General features: G+C 42.5%; 15 protein-coding genes. 11 read left to right on the forward strand and 4 right to left on the reverse strand.

The window, feature by feature from the left end; all coding sequences use genetic code 11:
- The first annotated feature begins 10 nt into the window (after positions 1-10).
- From JMY05_RS01370 to JMY05_RS01415, 10 genes are all read left to right on the forward strand, one after another.
- Positions 11-1093 (forward strand): polysaccharide pyruvyl transferase family protein, encoded by a 1083-nt coding sequence (locus tag JMY05_RS01370; protein ID WP_201613972.1) that lies wholly within the window; start codon positions 11-13, stop codon positions 1091-1093.
- On the forward strand, positions 1090-2103 hold the full coding sequence (locus JMY05_RS01375) for a glycosyltransferase family 2 protein (RefSeq protein WP_201613974.1): 1014 nt from the start codon (positions 1090-1092) through the stop codon (positions 2101-2103). Before JMY05_RS01370 ends, JMY05_RS01375 begins: the two co-directional genes overlap by 4 nt.
- A gap of 46 nt (positions 2104-2149) precedes the next feature.
- Entirely contained in the window at positions 2150-3244 is a 1095-nt protein-coding gene (locus tag JMY05_RS01380) for a glycosyltransferase (RefSeq protein ID WP_227678068.1), read from the forward strand.
- Positions 3245-3431: 187 nt separating this feature from the next.
- On the forward strand, positions 3432-4472 hold the full coding sequence (locus JMY05_RS01385; RefSeq protein ID WP_201613976.1) for an EpsG family protein: 1041 nt from the start codon (positions 3432-3434) through the stop codon (positions 4470-4472).
- Positions 4472-5335, forward strand: coding sequence for a glycosyltransferase family 2 protein (locus tag JMY05_RS01390; RefSeq protein WP_045444829.1), 864 nt, complete (start codon positions 4472-4474; stop codon positions 5333-5335). The genes JMY05_RS01385 and JMY05_RS01390 overlap by 1 nt, the downstream gene beginning before the upstream one ends.
- Before the next feature lie 57 nt (positions 5336-5392).
- On the forward strand, positions 5393-6562 hold the full coding sequence (locus JMY05_RS01395; protein ID WP_045444832.1) for a glycosyltransferase: 1170 nt from the start codon (positions 5393-5395) through the stop codon (positions 6560-6562).
- Positions 6559-7170: a sugar transferase gene (locus JMY05_RS01400; RefSeq protein WP_201613978.1), complete on the forward strand. Its 612-nt coding sequence runs from the start codon at positions 6559-6561 to the stop codon at positions 7168-7170. The genes JMY05_RS01395 and JMY05_RS01400 overlap by 4 nt, the downstream gene beginning before the upstream one ends.
- Before the next feature lie 10 nt (positions 7171-7180).
- Entirely contained in the window at positions 7181-8380 is a 1200-nt protein-coding gene (locus JMY05_RS01405; protein WP_201613980.1) for a DegT/DnrJ/EryC1/StrS family aminotransferase, read from the forward strand.
- Positions 8381-8691: 311 nt separating this feature from the next.
- The gene (gene folD, locus JMY05_RS01410; RefSeq protein ID WP_045444835.1) at positions 8692-9570 is read left to right on the forward strand and encodes a bifunctional methylenetetrahydrofolate dehydrogenase/methenyltetrahydrofolate cyclohydrolase FolD; all 879 of its coding nucleotides are present in this window, start codon (positions 8692-8694) and stop codon (positions 9568-9570) included.
- Between the two features lie 99 nt (positions 9571-9669).
- Positions 9670-10188 carry a phosphate-starvation-inducible protein PsiE gene (locus JMY05_RS01415; protein ID WP_045444838.1) on the forward strand — a complete coding sequence of 173 codons (519 nt, stop codon included), beginning with the start codon at positions 9670-9672 and terminating at the stop codon, positions 10186-10188.
- Positions 10189-10268: 80 nt separating this feature from the next.
- Here JMY05_RS01415 and JMY05_RS01420 read toward each other — a convergent pair whose 3' ends face one another.
- The 4 genes from JMY05_RS01420 to JMY05_RS01435 form a co-directional block, all read right to left on the reverse strand.
- Positions 10269-11645, reverse strand: a complete 1377-nt coding sequence (locus tag JMY05_RS01420; RefSeq protein WP_201613982.1) for a di-heme oxidoredictase family protein — start codon at positions 11643-11645, stop codon at positions 10269-10271.
- Between the two features lie 323 nt (positions 11646-11968).
- Complete coding sequence (locus JMY05_RS01425; RefSeq protein ID WP_201613984.1) at positions 11969-13678, reverse strand: chromosome condensation regulator RCC1; 1710 nt, start codon at positions 13676-13678, stop codon at positions 11969-11971.
- Positions 13679-13969: 291 nt separating this feature from the next.
- Complete coding sequence (gene corA, locus JMY05_RS01430; RefSeq protein ID WP_045444841.1) at positions 13970-15184, reverse strand: magnesium/cobalt transporter CorA; 1215 nt, start codon at positions 15182-15184, stop codon at positions 13970-13972.
- A 74-nt stretch (positions 15185-15258) separates the two neighbouring features.
- Positions 15259-15648 carry a DUF2237 family protein gene (locus JMY05_RS01435; RefSeq protein ID WP_045451983.1) on the reverse strand — a complete coding sequence of 130 codons (390 nt, stop codon included), beginning with the start codon at positions 15646-15648 and terminating at the stop codon, positions 15259-15261.
- Positions 15649-16127: 479 nt separating this feature from the next.
- Here JMY05_RS01435 and JMY05_RS01440 point away from each other — a divergent pair, with 479 nt between their 5' ends.
- Positions 16128-17435: an ATP phosphoribosyltransferase regulatory subunit gene (locus JMY05_RS01440; protein ID WP_201613985.1), complete on the forward strand. Its 1308-nt coding sequence runs from the start codon at positions 16128-16130 to the stop codon at positions 17433-17435.
- The last annotated feature ends 25 nt before the right edge of the window (positions 17436-17460 follow it).

Below are 17460 nucleotides of genomic sequence, written 5' to 3' on the forward strand. Positions count from 1 at the left end.
AGCATTAAAAATGAATATTGCTGCTATAAAAAAGCTCATTCCGCTCAGATTAAAAAAACACTTAGCCGCCTATATGGGAGCGAGAGGTTTACCGTTACCACCTGGCAAACGGTGCTTTATTTTTCTTGCCGCTGACTATGGCAATATTGGCGATATTGCTATTTCTCACGCGCAAAAGCAGTATTTGCAACGTGTGCTGAAGGATTATGATGTTGTTAGTGTTGCTATCAGTCAAACCAGATTTGTACTCAATTCAATTAAACAGCAAATAAAAGAGACGGATATCGTCACTATCATAGGCGGCGGTAATATGGGTGGCACGTATCCTGATATTGAGGAGCTGCGCCAATTAGTCATCAAGTCATTTTCAGCCAACCTTATCGTTTGTTTTCCTCAGACATTAGATTGGAATGATTCTATTCAATCTAAACGTGCCTTGCAGCGTATTGTGAACGTATACGCCAAGCATCCAGATATACATGTTTTTGCCAGAGAGTCGATAACAGCGGCAAAACTCATCGAGCTTTTTGCTGAGTACAGTAATGTGCATATTGGTCTCGTACCAGATATTGTGATGAGCGCGAATGCAACAGTGCTGGGTACGACAGATTGCTTAGCGCCTTCAGGTATTTTGCGCTGCTTACGAGATGACAAAGAAGCCGCATTATCAGCTGAGCAATACGCCATGATAGACAAAGCCTTAGCAGATACTGGCTATCAGATTGAAAAGACCGATACACATGCTGGTGGTTCGCAACTCGATGAGGCACATTGCACAAAATTACTGACTGACAAGCTTAGTCAGTTTCGTGCTGCAAAATTGGTCGTGACTGACCGGCTGCACGGCATGATTTTATGTTTGCTATCGGGTACGCCGTGCTTGGTACTCCCGAACGCCAATCATAAGATAAGACAGACGCAGTTGGACTGGTTAGGCGGTCATCCAAGGCTGGTGTTTTTAGAATTGGAAGAGATTGCTGATATTGCAACATTCATCGATAGCCTTTTGTCTGTGCCTCACGGTACGATGGATGAGTCTCCAGTTGATATAGCTGAGTACGATGACCTAAAAAAAGCGTTAGTAGCGATATGACGACTATCGAAACGCCATTAGTAAGTATCATCGTACCAGTGTATAACGTTGCGTCATATATCGATGCTTGTTTGGCATCCATCAAGCAGCAGACTTATCAGAATATTGAAATTATCGTTGTAGAAGATTGCTCCACTGATGATTCAAAACAAGCACTTGCGTCACATCTCATAGATGAGCGCATCAAAGTCATTCAGCATCATGAAAACAGCGGTCTTTCTGCGGCTCGTAATACTGGTATCAAGTCTGCGATAGGCAAATACATAATGTTCGTTGATTCTGATGACATTATAGACACTCGCTTGGTGGCAGCGTGTGTGGATTGTGCGCTCACCACGCACGCAGAGGTCGTGACGTATGGCTTTACACCATTCAAAGATGGCATCACAGAGACAGATCTGCCGTATCCCGCTAGCAATTTAGCATTTGAGGCAACCAAAATAGACGGTTCATATTTTAGCTTACCGCATTTTGCATGGCTCAAATTTATTAAATCTAGCGCAGTGCGGTCGGCCTCGTTACAGTTCCCAGTGGGTCTGTACTACGAAGATTGGCCTTTTCATTGGCATCTTGGCTTAGCTACTAATATTAAGTATCACCTGCCCATTGATTTTTATCTATACAGACAGCGTGGCACGTCGATCACAGGGTCAACAGATAAAAAGCTATTAGACCTTTTCGTTATCCATGCAGAAGTCATCAGTTTAGTAGAGGACTATCAAGCGGATGAGGTTAAAAAAACGCTCGCCAATAAAATTAAACAAAGTCATTGGAGTATCCTTACTCGTATAGATAATGACTATTTAGCAGCTGCAGTAGCACAAGCTAAAAAAGCAGATAAAACGTTACGACTAAAGGGTTATAAGAGCGATTTGACCGTAAGAAATATGATGATTAGTAATATCGTACGTATGCCGACGCAAGTTGCCTTGCTGATGTTACAGGTGCTTCGTCAAGCGCTAGACAAAAGAGCAAGGGTTAAAGGTCAAGGGATGACAGATTCAGAATAGTTTTGAAAAATACGTTTGGTTTTATGGCTTCTTAATAGGTAAAGAGATGACTATTCAGAGAGTGCTGCACATCGTGGGAAAAATGGATCGGGCTGGGGCAGAGACCATGCTCATGAATCTATATCGTCATATAGATCATAGCCAGATTCAGTTTGATTTTATCACTTTTACCGAGGAGGTCGGTGACTATGATGCTGAGATAATAGCGCTGGGCGGTAGGATTATACCGATTTTAGCGGATCATTCATTAGCGAGTATGTGGAAGCTTAGAAACTTCCTTAAACAACATCCTGACTATCAAATCATTCATGCTCATATGCTATTAAACAATGCTTTTCATCTGCTGGCTGCCAAAGGTGCTGGCGTGCCGCATCGCATTTCACATTCTCATAGTACCAGTAATGGTAAAACCAATATTGTTAAAAAAATATATGAACAGTGGGCGTTCATTACCAATCGTAAATTGGCCACGGATAAAATTAGTTGCGGTGAACAAGCGGCAAATTACCTATTTGGCAGCATAAAAGACGTGTGGCTACTGCCCAATGCTGTTGACATACAGCAGATGGTGACAGTCGCTAACCAATCAAGACAGTATATCGACCAAGAATTGGGCGATGAGGGGCTAAAAATTATCCAAGTTGGTCGTCTAAATGAGGTTAAAAACCATCAGTTTTCTTTAGAGATCGCTGAGCAGTTAAAACAACGTCAGATCGCCTTTACCTTATATATTGTTGGACAAGGTTCATTGGATATGAGGCTCAGGCAACAAGTAGCAGATAAGTCACTCCCAGATACGGTCAAGTTTTTGGGGATGCGTACGGATATCACAGAATTAATGGCCAGCGCCGACTATATGATGATGCCTTCGTTGCACGAGGGTTTCCCTGTCGTCTTGGTCGAGAGCCAAACAGTTGGGTTAAAGGCGTTGGTTTCTGACCAAGTATCACCTGAAGTAGATTTAGGACTTGGATTAGTACAGTTTTTACCGATTCACTCAGCCAAGGATTGGGTTGATTGCTTATTAGCGCCTAAACAGCCAAAGCCCAATGAAAAAGACATAACCGCAGCGCTGAATTTATACGGATTTAGTGCTGCTACCAATGCGCAAATACTAATGCAAAAGTACTTGAATATGTGACGGAGTAGTTGCTTCTCATTTATAGTCGTTTTAAGGTAGTTTGGACGGAATGAGAAAAAAATCGAGGTGGCTAGGAAGGCTATAGTTATATAGGTATTGGACGGTACAAAAGATACTAGACGGTGTAAACCTGCCACCATATCCGATTTATATAAGATTGACGACATCTACTTTTATAGAGGGTTAAATGCTTCCATACCTGCTGGTTCTTAGCCTTGTTATTTTTTGGATCGTACTGGAGAAAAAATCTCTCAATCGTACGTCTTTTTGGCTGCCGCTAATTATATTGACATTGTTTGCAGGCCTTCGTAGCTACCGAGTCGGTACGGATACAGGAAACTATACGAGAAATTTCAACAGTCAATTGAATGCCGAGTACTTTAGGTTCAACGAAGACATTGAGTTCGGCTATCAGTTATTAGAGTATGCGTTGTTACGTATGACCACTCATTATTTTTGGCTGCTTGTTATTACCAGTTTAATTATTGTCTATTGCTATCTTAGAGTGATTAAAAAATACAGCGTAAATTATTGGTTTTCCGTATTTTTATTTATTACGCTGGGCGTTTATACTTTTTCTTTTAATGGACTGCGTCAAGGATTGGCAATGGCGATCTTTACCTTGGCCATTCCTTATCTGTTAGAAAAACGATTTATTCCATACCTGCTGATTTGTGCAATTGCTTCATTGTTCCATGTAACCGCGTTATTTATGATTCCATTTTATTTCATCGTCAATTTAAGAATAAAACCCTTATATAAGATTTTGGCAACATTCTTAGGATCGCTATTAGTAAGTGGGGTATTGGTCGCTTATATTTCTTCTACTAACGATAGATATGAGGGCTATGCGAAAGCATCCGATGAAGCAGGCGGGTTTTTAACGCTTGGTTTTTACACGGCTATCATGATTTTAATCATCTTGGTCAGTTATCTGTATAAAATTAAAGACAAAGATTTTCAAAAACTCATAACGTTTTATGCATCAGGCGTGGTTTTTATCATACCGTTAGCGATGTTGGGTACCAGTCCTTCAGGTCCTCAAAGGCTGCTTGCGTATTTTACATGGATATTGGTTTTGATACTGCCTATGATTTTAAAAAGAATTAATAATATTTATTTATATATAGCGAGTATCGTTATTTTTCTCATGTATTTTGTCTTGACGACATCGAGATTTAGTAACTTGAGTCCGTATATTATCAATCCGATATTTGAGGTTTTCTAATGAAAAATCAGACATATATATCTATTGGTATTCCCATTTATAATGCTGAAGCGTACTTGGAAGATGCTATCAAATCCATATTGGCTCAAACGCATGAGTTATGGGAGCTTATATTAATTGATGATGGCTCTACTGATGCGTCATTGGCCATCGCCAAGCGTTTTGAAGAGTCTGACCATAGAATAAAGGTCATTGCTGATGGCATAAACAAAAAACTGCCTGCTCGATTAAATCAGCTTATTAAAGAAGCGAACTATGATTATATAGCGCGCATGGATGCCGATGATCTCATTCATCCAGATAGACTAGCGATTCAATTAAGTTTTTTAGAAAAAAATCCAGATTATGATTTGGTATCTACAGGTGTCGTGTCTATTGATAATTTTAATAAAGTTTATGGTTGCCGTCATGTCGATCAAATTTATACAGAATTTAAAGAAATAGCCGCTGCTTATCCTATTGTACATGCTGCTGTTTTGGCAAAAAAGAGTTGGTACGAACGAAATAAATATAATGAAAATTATCCAAGGTCTGAAGATTATGATTTATGGTGTAGAGCTATCTCAAATCAAGATTTAAATTTAGCGGTATTGCCTGATTTATTATATTATTATAGAGAAGAAGGGAATTTATCGTTATCTAAAATAACCAGATCATATAAAGACAGTTTTAAAACGTACTGTGAATATAAGGGAAACAGTTATTTAGGTTCTTTGAAATTATCAGCAAAACTGACAACAGTCACTTTTTTAGATTCGATAGGATTATTACAAAAGATAGCCAATAAAAGAAATAAATTAACAATATCTGACACGCTAAGAAATCATCATCAGTCAGTGGTAAATAGTATTTGTGCTAAATGACATTGTTTATAAAACGTCACTGATAAAATAATATATAAAAAATGCTGAGGTGCTGAAATGACATTGAAGATATGCTTTCTAATGACAGATGCGGTGTCATTTAATGTGCTATATCGTGATCAGCTTGAATACATTAGAGACCATGCGGATGTTGATATCACCTTAATCTGCGGTGGCGATAAACAGCAGTTAGATATTTTACGTGAGCGCAAAATAGGCAAGGTGATTAATTTACATTTTCAGCGTAAGCCTTCTTTGCTTAAAGATGCTCAGTCACTCGCGCTTTTAACCCGTTATATGCTATCGAATCGTTTTGATGTGGTGGTTTATTTAACGCCTAAAGCCTTGTTATTAGGGAGTATCGCAAGTGCTGTTACATTGCAAAAGAGACGAATTGCTTTTAGCGTGGGTAGAGCCTATGAGAATTTCTCAGGTTTAAAAAAGAGGGTGTTTCAGGGTCTGGATATATTAAGCTTTGGCTTATCTCACGAGGTTTTATTTGTTTCTGAGTCTTTGCTCAGCGTATGCCTAGAAGAAAATATCCTCAAAAAAAGTAAGGCAACTGTCATTGATAATGGCTCATTTAACGGCATCGATACTGATTTGCTGCAACCTGTGGCTCAGCTAGAAAAAGAGGCATTAAGAAAGAAGTACAAGGTACCTGACAATAGCTTTGCAATTTGCGTGGTAGGACGAGTTTGTGATGATAAAGGCTTCAAAGATATTGAGTATATATCCGAAAAACTAAGAGCAGAAAACGTCTACTTTATGTTCATAGGAGACTGTGAAGACGACGTAGGAAAAGTAGTCGTTGAGAAAGTTGTCAAAGATAATAGAGGTGTGTATATACCAGCCAATTCAAATGTACACGAGGTTTTTCAGTGTGCTGATTTACATTTATTTTTGAGCTATCGTGAAGGGTTTGGCAGTGTCGCTATTGAAGCAGCCAGTTGCGCTGTTCCAACCTTTGCCTATGATGTCGTTGGTGTAAAGGATAGTGTCAAAGAAGGTATCAGCGGTCGAAAATTTAATTTTAAGGATATGTCGTCTGTCGCCGAAGCGATCAGTGCTGCTGCTACTGATAAGGAATTTGAAAAGAGATATCCTGATGCAAGAGACTGGGCCATTGCAAATTTTGAACGCAAGCAATTGTGGCAAAGTTATTTAAGTTTTTATTTACGCAGTAGGGATGACCGCGTAAACGACAAAAGGCGGGCTGCAAAATGATAAAGCGACTATTTGACATCACGGCGGCCACGGCGGCCTTGGTAATATTATCTCCTGTTTATGCTATTACGGCTTATAAAGTCAAAAAAAACTTAGGCTCACCAGTGATATTTAGACAAACTCGCCCTGGTCTAAATGGCAAGCCGTTTGAGATGATTAAGTTTCGCTCAATGAAAAATTCTATCGATACAGAGGGTAATCCTTTAGAGGATGATGAGCGTTTGACGGCATTTGGTAAGACCTTGCGTAATAGCAGTCTCGATGAGCTGCCTGAACTATGGAATGTGATTAAAGGCGATATGAGTTTGGTGGGGCCGCGACCATTATTGATGGAATATCTGCCCCTATATAATGATGAGCAAGCGCGTCGCCACCGTGTACGTCCGGGTATTACGGGGTATGCACAAGTTAATGGTCGCAATGCGATTGGTTGGCATGAAAAATTTACGCTCGACACATGGTATGTCGATCATCAGTCATTATGGTTAGACATTATGATCTTGGTTAAAACAGTAAAAAAAGTCATTATCAAAGATGGCATTAGTGCTGATGGTGAAGCGACCATGAGCAAATTCACAGGTAATAGCGTCGATAAAAACACGCTTTGATGAGGAACGCATGCTAAATACTCCTTTTTCACCTTGGCCTAGTTTTACTCAGCAAGAAGCGGATGCGGTCAGTCAAGTATTGTTATCCAACAAGGTCAATTATTGGACAGGGCAAGAATGCCGTCAGTTTGAAGAGGAGTTTGCTGATTGGGCGGGTAGCAAATACGCGATTGCATTGGGCAACGGAACTTTGGCATTGGACGCGGCATTACAGGCACTTGGTATAGGTGTGGGTGATGAAGTTATCGTGACGCCGCGCACTTTTATTGCCAGTATCTCCTCAGTGGTTAATGCAGGCGCGACGCCCATTTTTGCGGATGTTGATGAGGCCACAGGAAATATCACTCCAGAGTCGATAGCGGCGGTATTGACGGACAAAACCAAAGGCATCGTCTGTGTGCATTTAGCAGGTTGGCCCTGTGATATGGATGGCATCATGGCACTGGCAGATCAGCATCATTTATATGTCATTGAAGACTGCGCACAAGCGCATGGTGCACGATATAAAGGGCGAAGCGTGGGCAGTATCGGTCATATTGGCGCGTGGAGTTTTTGCCAAGATAAGATCATGACCACAGGCGGCGAGGGCGGCATGGTCACCACTGATGACGAGCAGCTATGGCGAAAAATGTGGGCGTATAAAGATCATGGCAAAAGCTATGCGGCGGTCTATGAGACCGAGCAGCAGCCCGGCTATAATTGGCTACATGAGAGCTTTGGCACCAACTGGCGCATGACCGAGATTCAAGGCGTGATTGGGCGTATTCAATTGGCACATATGAGTGACTGGATAGCGAAGCGCCGTGCTAATGCTCAAGCGATATTAGAGGCATGTGCTAAATGGGAAGAAAAAGGCTATCTATCGGTGCCAACATTAGAGCAAGATTATCAGTTTCCAAACTCTACCCATGCCTATTATAAATTGTATGTTTACGTGCAACCAAATAACCTAGCTGAGGGTTGGACACGTGATCGCATCATTGAAGAAATAAATGCGTCAGGCGTGCCTTGCTATTCAGGGTCTGCCTCAGAGGTATATTTAGAAAAAGCATTCGATGATACAGGCTTGCGTCCAGAAAACAGACTGCCAATAGCAAAACAGTTGGGAGAGACCAGCTTAATGTTTTTAGTTCATCCTACCTTAACCACTGCCGAAATCGCGCAAACGATAGATGCAATCGATCGCGTTTTTGTTTCAATGATTCAGTAATGTGAGAATATCGCTTATTAAGGCGTATTGAGTATTTATAAATAGTTGCGGCTATGAACTTTTATTTGTGATTGGACTTTCTTATAAAACGGTAAAGGTTGTCAAGGTTGCATCGGCAATGACATGATATTACTGGATTGGCGAGTGATAGAAATTTATAAGTATCCAAGTCTTATCTCACGCTAGGATTTTTTAGTCCAGACAGGTACAATATCAGTCTTAATCATACATTGATCAAGCATAAGACAGGCATGCAAATAGTTGCGGGCGCTGTCTTTCTTTTTTTTATCGCACCCTCTATTGGAGTTACTATGTCAACTGCCCAAGGATCTGCTACCGTTTTGGACGGTAAAGCACTTGCTAAACAAATAGAACAGCAACTGAGTACGCGTGTAGACGCTATCAAGAATAAAACAGGACGCACCCCAAGCTTAGCGACGATATTGGTCGGCGACGATCCCGCTTCTGCGACTTATGTACGTATGAAAGGTAATGCTTGTAAACGTGTCGGCATGGATTCTATACGCGTTGAGATGCCAAGTGCGACAACCACTGAAGAGCTGATAGCGAAAATAGATGAGCTCAATAGTAATCCAGACGTCCATGGTATCTTGCTACAACATCCAGTGCCTGCACATATCGATGAGCGTGCTTGCTTTGAGCAGATTGACTTGGCAAAAGACGTCGATGGTGTGACCTGTCTTGGCTTTGGTCGTATGGCGATGCAGCAGAGCGCTTATGGTTCATGTACTCCGCAAGGCATCATGCATTTACTAGAGCACAATAATATTGAGCTTGCTGGCAAAGAAGCCGTGGTCGTAGGCCGCAGTGCAATTTTAGGTAAACCAATGGCAATGATGCTATTAAATGCCAACTGTACTGTGACGATTTGCCATTCAAGAACGCAGGATTTAGAGTCCCATATTAAGCGTGCGGATATCGTGGTTGGGGCAGTGGGCGTGCCTGAACTGATCAAAGCTAATTGGATCAAAGTGGGCGCTGTGGTTATCGATGCAGGCTTTCATCCAACGGATAATGGCGGCGTCGGTGACATTGAGTTGCAAGGTGTTGAAAACATCGCCAGTGCTTATACGCCTGTACCGGGCGGCGTGGGTCCAATGACCATTAATACCCTCATTCGCCAAACCGTTGATGCTGCTGAAAAATCTGCCGGTTTGAATATCGGCTAAAAAGAGGGTCATACGAATACTGATTGCCGATAAATAAGGGGCCTGAGGTAATATATACTCAGGCTAAATCAACCACATCTCAGTTGATAGGACCTAAACATGGCTAAAAAAAACGTAGGTGTTCATGCGCGACTACAAGGTATCGGTAGAGAGTTTGTCGATGTCTGTCATTACGTTATTTTATTTCTAATCAGTGTGGTTGTCGTTTGGACCGCTGGCAAAGAGTTCGTTGGTATTGTTCAAAAAGGCTCAGCGGATTTAAAAGACATATTGATGTTGTTTATTTACCTTGAGCTGCTGGCGATGATAGGTATTTATTTTAAAACCCATCGTCTGCCGGTACAGTTTTTGATATTTATCGCGATTACTGCTTTGTCACGACATTTGGTGGTCGATGTACAGGCGGTCTCAGACTATTTCCATTTATGGCTGCTGGCGACAATTTCTGTGGCCATTATGCTATTGAGCGGTTCTATCGTAGTATTAACTTGGACAGCAAAAACGTTTGGCCGTCCAGAGGACAATCTTGATAAACAGCATGCAAACTTAACGATTAAAGCGCTGTTACCTGATAATGCTCAAGCGCCTGATAGTCATACCAAGCATCGCCGTGAATAACTATTAAATAGCAGCATAAAAAAGGGTTACCACTGGTAGCCCTTTTTTGCCTTCTTAACTCTCACATTTTTGTTTGAGCGTTAAATGCCTTTTAAGAAGGTCATTAATGTTTGTTTTTGCGTGGCGGATAACTGTGTAAAGCGTGTCTTTGTACCTTCTGCTTCACCACCATGCCAGAGTATCGCTTCAGTCAAGCTGCTGGCACGACCATCATGCAAAAACCGCGCTTCTGGATCACGTGCCACAATGCCAATTCCCCACAATGGCGGTGTACGCCACTCAAAGCTTTCTGCATTTTTCTCCTTCACGCTGTCATCTAGTCCAGCACCCATATCATGCAGTAATAAATCAGTATAAGGATAAATGTTTTGCTGTGATAGGAGCGGGAAGCGCTCACTACTGCCTGTTTTTTGCTTGGGTGTGTGACAGCCAGCACAGCCGACTTGTGCAAACAGTTGCGCTCCTTTATTAAAATCTGATAAATCGTCTATTCGCCTTTCAGGTACGGCAAGGGCGGTCATAAAATCGGTCACGGCGTCTAGACTGCTGTCTGAGACTTCTGGAGAGCCGCCATTCGCTGCTGTCCAACAAATAGGCTGATTTACCGTACAGTTAGGATCCATAAATACCGAGGTGGTCAAACCCATATCTTGCGACATGGCATTGGCATTTTGGGTACGCAGGCTTGAGTTAATGGCCTTCCATCCAAAGCGGCCAATGCGCTGCTGTTTGCCATCTTGTACCCAATGTACGCGGCCACTGATACCGTCTTGATTGTTATCATCAGGGTCAGCTGCCGCAATGATATTCGCTTCAGGAATCAGGTCGAGCAAGCCCATGCCGACCAATTGCGGTGAGATACGTCCGCTAATCGCTGTATTTCCTAAGGGTTGATTAGGGTCAGTTGGAGTAAAGCTAAACTGTATGCCAGCAGGTTTATCATTTTGACTGGGCATCGCTGCGTAGCGCATGTTCCCTTCGGGATTGATACTTGTGGCAATACTTTGATGCTGCATCTGTTCACCGTAATAAGCATGTGGCAGGCCTTGCTTATTACCCAACCGGAATAAAATCGCATCACTCAGCTGACCATTGACTGCATAAATAGGTTTGCGACCTTCAGCGCTATGACATTGGGTACAGGCATTGGCATTTAACAGTGGCCCCACACCATCGAACAGTACGCGACCCTCATTTGCTGGTGTCCACTCTGTGATAAATAACTCACGTCCAGGTGATACCCCGCCTAAAGCGCTGCTCGGTAGATTGGGCATGATTTGCAAAAAAGGCTGTGATCCATTGGCGGCAATCGTAGCACTGCCGCCTGCTGGCTGCCAGTTGGTATCGATTTCTGGAGTGTCAGGAGTAGTGGGTGGGTTGGGTGCATTAGTATTGCCATCATTACTGGAATTATTTGAATCATCTGAGCCACCACAAGCAGTGAGCAGCAGCGCCATACTTACACTGAGTAGTGTGTTACGTATGATGGGAGGTAATGTATACAACGAAGAATTTGATATGGTTGACGAGTTTGATCGTAAAAACATGGGCTGACCTGAAATGGCTAAAATATAAGGGGTTAGGGTGTATCTTCATCGTCAGCCTATTTAGAGGGCTGTCGATTTAATTGAGGATATCCTGAGGATTATGCGATAAGCTACCGCTCAATAGTTAGGCATATTGACTCAAACAAGCATCAAAACGAGGCTGCTTGTTTGAGAATTTTATGATAGGAAATTCAACCAACTATGCACTGTTCGCTTAGTCATACTTAAAACACTTATAGCTGACTAGGTAAAGCAACTGGGATAGGGTTGTTATACATCCAAATATGAGTGGTGTCTTTGTTGCCGAGTGAGCCTTCAAAGCTCCAGCCCCACGTAAATAAATGACCAGCTTTCAGCGTATTATTATCTTGGTCAAACGATTTTTCATGAGCAATCAGATGCATGGCACCCATGGCCATATTATCGATATTCTTTAGATTCGGCAGCTTATTGGTTGGTTCATCTAGGTCGTTGTAAATGGTCTTGCCTGCGCCATTTGTCTCCCCAAACATGCCCCATGCATAGAGAATACCATCCGTTGTTGATGAGCCATTATTAGTGGCGACATTGTCCAGTAACGCATAGCTGGCATTGCCATTGGCATAGACGCGGCGAACTTCTTTATCTGTAAACCAAGGCAGTTTGGTCGGTGAGGTAATGATATCTGCCCATGCCTTTTCGCTGCCATTAAATGTCTCACCATTGTAGCCCAATTGACTAGTGGCATTTAACCCCCAACCATACACTGCGTCTTTATTGGTCAATGCTAAGATATGGTCTTTGCCAGCCGTCAATTGGGTCACTTTTTCTACATCTATAGCGGGTTGGTCGTCAGTTTTTTGAGTGGCGTCATCTGTCTTAGCATTAATGGCGTTATTAATCGTTTCATTAATGACATGAATACGTACAGGGGTTGCATTGACGTTGATACAGTTGGTTGTAGTGTTACAGACTTTGCCTTTGCCAAGGTTGGCGTAAGCATCGCTACCCCAACCCCAAACCTGACCTTTGTCATCTAAGGCATAAGAGCTATTCCCACTGACAACTACCTGCACGATATGTCCTGCCTCTGTGGCTGCTGTAAAGTCAACTTTGACAGGGGTGCTGCTATCCGTGCTGGTATTATTACCAAGCTGACCGTACCCATTGGCACCAAAGGCCCAAACCGTACCCTCTTCGGTCAATACCAAGTTATGGCTATAGCCGGGTGCGACCATGACGGCATTTTCGATACCTTCGATCGCGCTGATATCCAAACGACAGTCTGCAGTCTTGCTACAGTCATTACGACCCCCATCACCGCGACCCAGCTGCCCGTATTTGTCTTCGCCCCAACTATAAACTTGACCATTTTGAGCAATAGCGAGTGAATGATTTTGATTAAAACCAATAGATAACAAATCTTTTGGTGCGCTGTTCATTAGCATCGGCGTGTCTGGGTGTCCCATAATATCGCTGATTTTTGTGGTCAGACCGAGTCCTGTCTGACCATAGTTGTTGCGACCCCAACCATATAGCTGACCATCACGCAGGGCAGCGGTATGCGAACCACCTGCCGCTATGGTATCGCCTACGTAGATGGTTTTGGTTGAGCGCATGATATTACCAGCATTGTCTGTGGCTTCTAAGACAATGGTATTGCTACCTAGCGTTAATAAAATACGATCATCAAAATAACCATCAGTATCTAGCGTTAGCGCCTGGGCTGATTCGTTATTATGCATATAGGTCAATGATTTAACGCCGCTGCTATCTTGTACTTGTCCTGAGACAAATACCGCGGCAACCGCGCTATAGCCATCAGTAAAGTTGCTATCAGTGGTTAGTAGTGGCGGTGTCCCATCTATGATAGCAGTGGCTGTGTCGGAATCACTGCCACAAGCAGTAAGAATCAAGGCTGCGGTAACGACCGCGACAGCTTGAGTAAGACGGGATAAACGCATAAAAACCTCGATAGATGCAAATTGACAATATGTCAGTACGCCAGCCGTAAAATAACAAAACCGTCCCATACAAATCCGACGGTTGTAGGGTTTGTGCTATTGACTGAGTCAATCGTATATGATGGCATTGGAATAATAGAAATGGCGGCAAGAGTTTAGCAATAATAAATGTGAATAGTATTACAAATAAGAATTATTATCAATAATAAAGTGGAAAAACAGCACCATGAAGGATGCTGTTTTTAAAAGCTGAACGCTGACTATCAATGAAACATCAACTATAAATTTTGGTTATAACCATTTAAGCCTTTTAAAATTGTAATATAAATAGCCACATAATGACCCAATGATGAGCATGATGACAAAGTAGGAATATTGCCAATGCAGCTCGGGCATAAAATCAAAGTTCATCCCATAGATACCTGCAATGGCCGTCGGTACAGCTAAAATACCTGCCCAAGCAGCAAGCTTACGCACCACCTCGTTCTGTCCCATATTAACCATGGCCATATAGGTATTCATGACCACACTCAGCATCTCATTCAGACCATTAATGGCGTCTAATGAGTGTAGCAAATGGTCATTGACGTCGCGAAAGTAGGGCTTAGCGGCCTGAGAAAAACCAGAGACCATCTCGCTTTTTTTATGATTGATAAAAAAACTACAGATATCTTGTACTGGCAAAATAATCGCCCGCATATGTACGAGTTGCGATTTGAGCTCATAAAGGTTTTTTAATGTACCTTTATCAAACTCATAGGTAAACACGTAACGTTCTTGCTCACGCAAATAGCGACCTAAACGATCGGTAATCGGCATATAATTATCCACGATAAAATCGAGAATAGCATGCAGTACAAATATCGGCCCCATGCGCAGCTTTTCAGGGCGACGATGACAATGCTCACGGACAGGTGCGTAGGAGTTTGATGGACCATTACGGATGGTAATCAGGTAGTTTTTGCCCATAAATATCGCGGTGGTGCCATAGCGAATGACATTGTCCTCAAGCTTAGCGGTACGCAATACCACAAACACCATGTCATTGTCGTAGTTCTCGACTTTGGCACGCTGGTGATCGGCAAATGCATCCTCAATCGCCAACTCATGTAGCCCAAAGGCTTCTTTGACTTTGACCATGGTTTCTAGGCTTGGATTATAGAGACCAAGCCAAATAAACTGACCATTATTATTTAAGGCACGACTAACATCGTTTAGCGCCAATTTATCGAGATTTTCACCCGTTTTACGTGAGTAAGCATAGCAATTGACGACTTCATCGGCACTGGAAGAGTCAATATCCTCATAGCGTTCAGAGTCAGGATCGTAGACCGTCATGGTCTCGATGGTGTCCTCAGTGGTGGTATCAGCATCGCCATAGATATAGCTGTCATCATTGTCTAGATAGAGATGTTCATCATTCATATCGGCGTAAATACGATTGATATTAGAGTTAGGTGCAATACGCGCGGTTTTTTTGATCAACTGGTCGTTATTGTTTTCCATACACCCTCCCTTTATAAAGTAAAAAACGTGTCACAATCAGAACTTATAATGATTGTTGTTAATAATAATCGTTATTAAAGGGCGTAACTTTTCAAAGTATCAATATCGACCAAGCTCAATAAGCTTTCGTGGCAAGCTTCTAGTTTGATTTGCGGGGCAATATCAAAGTCCAAAGCTTCGACCCAGCGTAACGCGCAAATGCACCAATAATCACCAGGCTTGAGGCCAGAAAATCCATACTCAGGTAGCGGCGTAATCAAATCATTGCCGCGACTGGCAGAAAAGTTCAAAAACTCGCTGGTCATCTTGGCGCATACGGTGTGCTGACCGACGTCATGGTTGCCAGTATGACAAAAGCCGTTGCGGTAATAACCGGTAATAGGGTCAAAGCAGCAGCTGGCAAGTGCCGTACCTAAGACATTGGCTTGATTGTTGGCAGGGTTTGGGTGGTAATCAGATGACATAAGGCTTCCGAGATAAAAATATGGCTTAGTGTACCATGAGTCGGTATCGAAGGCGTCGTTCTCACTTTGCTCATTATTTTCTTTATGATATAAAATGATGGTAACCATTTTTGAGTCAACGATTACTTATATAGTCTATAGATAACCTTCATAGATTAAGTGCTGATAAGACGTAATTAGATAGTAATTGTGGCTAATTGTCACTAGGCGAACCTTGGCTGCTATGCTAAACTAAAGCATAAAGTGCCTTGATTATTTAACGCCGTTTATTAGCGCATAAAGATACTCGTCTTATCATTCTAAATTATACTTATTACTCACCCTTTTGCGGCTACCTAGTTTGTTTATAAATAATTGGGTCAATGATGTTGCGCGTTAAAAATAAAAATGCATGGCGTCAATGCAATTGTAAATATAACCTTTAAGTACCGCATCAGTACCGCGTTTTTGGTAAGCGATACGCCAAACAAGGATTTATTGTGTCTGTCAGTTCTGATTCTGCAAAACTTGCCCAGTTAAATACGACTAATGAAGCGGCGGCTCAGCCTGCTGAAAACACTGCTACCTCTACTAGCATGCCATATTTAAACAACTTTGCCAGCGACGTTGCCAATAGCTGGTTGCTGCCTGATGGGGTGGTGGATGTGCTGTTCGAAGATGCGCGTAAGCAAGAAGTGCTTAGGTATCAGCTGACTCAGCAGCTTATTGGTCATGGTTATCAGTTGGTTAATCCACCAATGATTGAATTTACTGAGTCATTGTTGAGTGGCGCCTCAGAAGATTTAAAGCGCCAAACCTTCAAGATTATCGATCAGCTAACGGGTCGCTTGATGGGTCTGCGTGCAGATATCACCCCGCAGATTTTGCGTATTGATGCGCATTGGGGCGGCACAGGTATTGCGCGTTATTGCTATGCAGGTGATGTGATTCATACCTTGCCATCAGGGCTATTTGGCTCACGTACGCCTTTGCAGCTCGGCGCTGAAATATTTGGCTGTGCTTCACTTGCCGCAGATATTGAGCTGATAGATGTTTTGTTTGGCATGATAAATAAGCTAAATATGAGTGCGACGCTGCATATAGACTTGGGTCATGTGGCGATATTCAAACGCTTGGCTGAGTTGGCAGCGTTGTCTGATAATGACACTGAGCAACTCATGCATTTATATGCCAATAAAAATCTACCAGAGCTAAAGCGTGTCTGCCAGTTATTGTCAATGGGTGATGATTTTTATGCATTGGCACGTTTTGGCCATGATATTACCAATCTATTGGCGAGATTGTCAGAGACTGCACAGCAGGACACGCAAGTCGCGACTGCTATCAATGAATTACAACGCTTAAAAACGCATCTACAAGACCAGTGGCAATGCCCTGTGAGTATCGATGTGACGGAATTATCAGGCTATCATTATCACACGGGTATTGTGTTCAACGGCTATATCAATAGTGAGACGCAACCTCTGGTACGTGGCGGTCGTTTCGATGGTATGCAAAGTGGCAACCAGTTGGCAATTAATCAGCCACGTGAAGCTACTGGTTTTAGTATGGATGTCAGTCGTTTGCTTGCACACACGCAGCTTGAGACGCCAATCATCGTATTGGTCGACTATGAAGCCTTGAGCAGTGCGAACCAAGAACAGAGACAGATACTGCTACAGCAGGTTGAGAGTCTACGTGAGCAAGGCTATCGCGTCACCATGCCATTGAATGCAGAAGATCGTCCCTCTGATATGACGCATCTTTTGAGCTTTATAGATAATCATTGGCAGTTACAGAGTATTTAAGCATTAATTTTTAATATTAGTATTA

Source organism: Psychrobacter sp. JCM 18902 (genome assembly GCF_904846615.1).
Lineage (GTDB): Bacteria > Pseudomonadota > Gammaproteobacteria > Pseudomonadales > Moraxellaceae > Psychrobacter.

What these genes read in the sequence shown, in the direction of transcription:
- JMY05_RS01370 (WP_201613972.1), top strand. Translation starts at nt 11, where the DNA reads ATGAATATTGCTGCTATAAAAAAGCTCATTCCGCTCAGATTAAAAAAA.
- JMY05_RS01375 (WP_201613974.1), top strand. Translation starts at nt 1,090, where the DNA reads ATGACGACTATCGAAACGCCATTAGTAAGTATCATCGTACCAGTGTAT.
- JMY05_RS01380 (WP_227678068.1), top strand. Translation starts at nt 2,150, where the DNA reads ATGACTATTCAGAGAGTGCTGCACATCGTGGGAAAAATGGATCGGGCT.
- JMY05_RS01385 (WP_201613976.1), top strand. Translation starts at nt 3,432, where the DNA reads ATGCTTCCATACCTGCTGGTTCTTAGCCTTGTTATTTTTTGGATCGTA.
- JMY05_RS01390 (WP_045444829.1), top strand. Translation starts at nt 4,472, where the DNA reads ATGAAAAATCAGACATATATATCTATTGGTATTCCCATTTATAATGCT.
- JMY05_RS01395 (WP_045444832.1), top strand. Translation starts at nt 5,393, where the DNA reads ATGACATTGAAGATATGCTTTCTAATGACAGATGCGGTGTCATTTAAT.
- JMY05_RS01400 (WP_201613978.1), top strand. Translation starts at nt 6,559, where the DNA reads ATGATAAAGCGACTATTTGACATCACGGCGGCCACGGCGGCCTTGGTA.
- JMY05_RS01405 (WP_201613980.1), top strand. Translation starts at nt 7,181, where the DNA reads ATGCTAAATACTCCTTTTTCACCTTGGCCTAGTTTTACTCAGCAAGAA.
- folD (WP_045444835.1), top strand. Translation starts at nt 8,692, where the DNA reads ATGTCAACTGCCCAAGGATCTGCTACCGTTTTGGACGGTAAAGCACTT.
- JMY05_RS01415 (WP_045444838.1), top strand. Translation starts at nt 9,670, where the DNA reads ATGGCTAAAAAAAACGTAGGTGTTCATGCGCGACTACAAGGTATCGGT.
- JMY05_RS01420 (WP_201613982.1), bottom strand. Translation starts at nt 11,645, where the DNA reads ATGGCGCTGCTGCTCACTGCTTGTGGTGGCTCAGATGATTCAAATAAT.
- JMY05_RS01425 (WP_201613984.1), bottom strand. Translation starts at nt 13,678, where the DNA reads ATGCGTTTATCCCGTCTTACTCAAGCTGTCGCGGTCGTTACCGCAGCC.
- corA (WP_045444841.1), bottom strand. Translation starts at nt 15,184, where the DNA reads ATGGAAAACAATAACGACCAGTTGATCAAAAAAACCGCGCGTATTGCA.
- JMY05_RS01435 (WP_045451983.1), bottom strand. Translation starts at nt 15,648, where the DNA reads ATGTCATCTGATTACCACCCAAACCCTGCCAACAATCAAGCCAATGTC.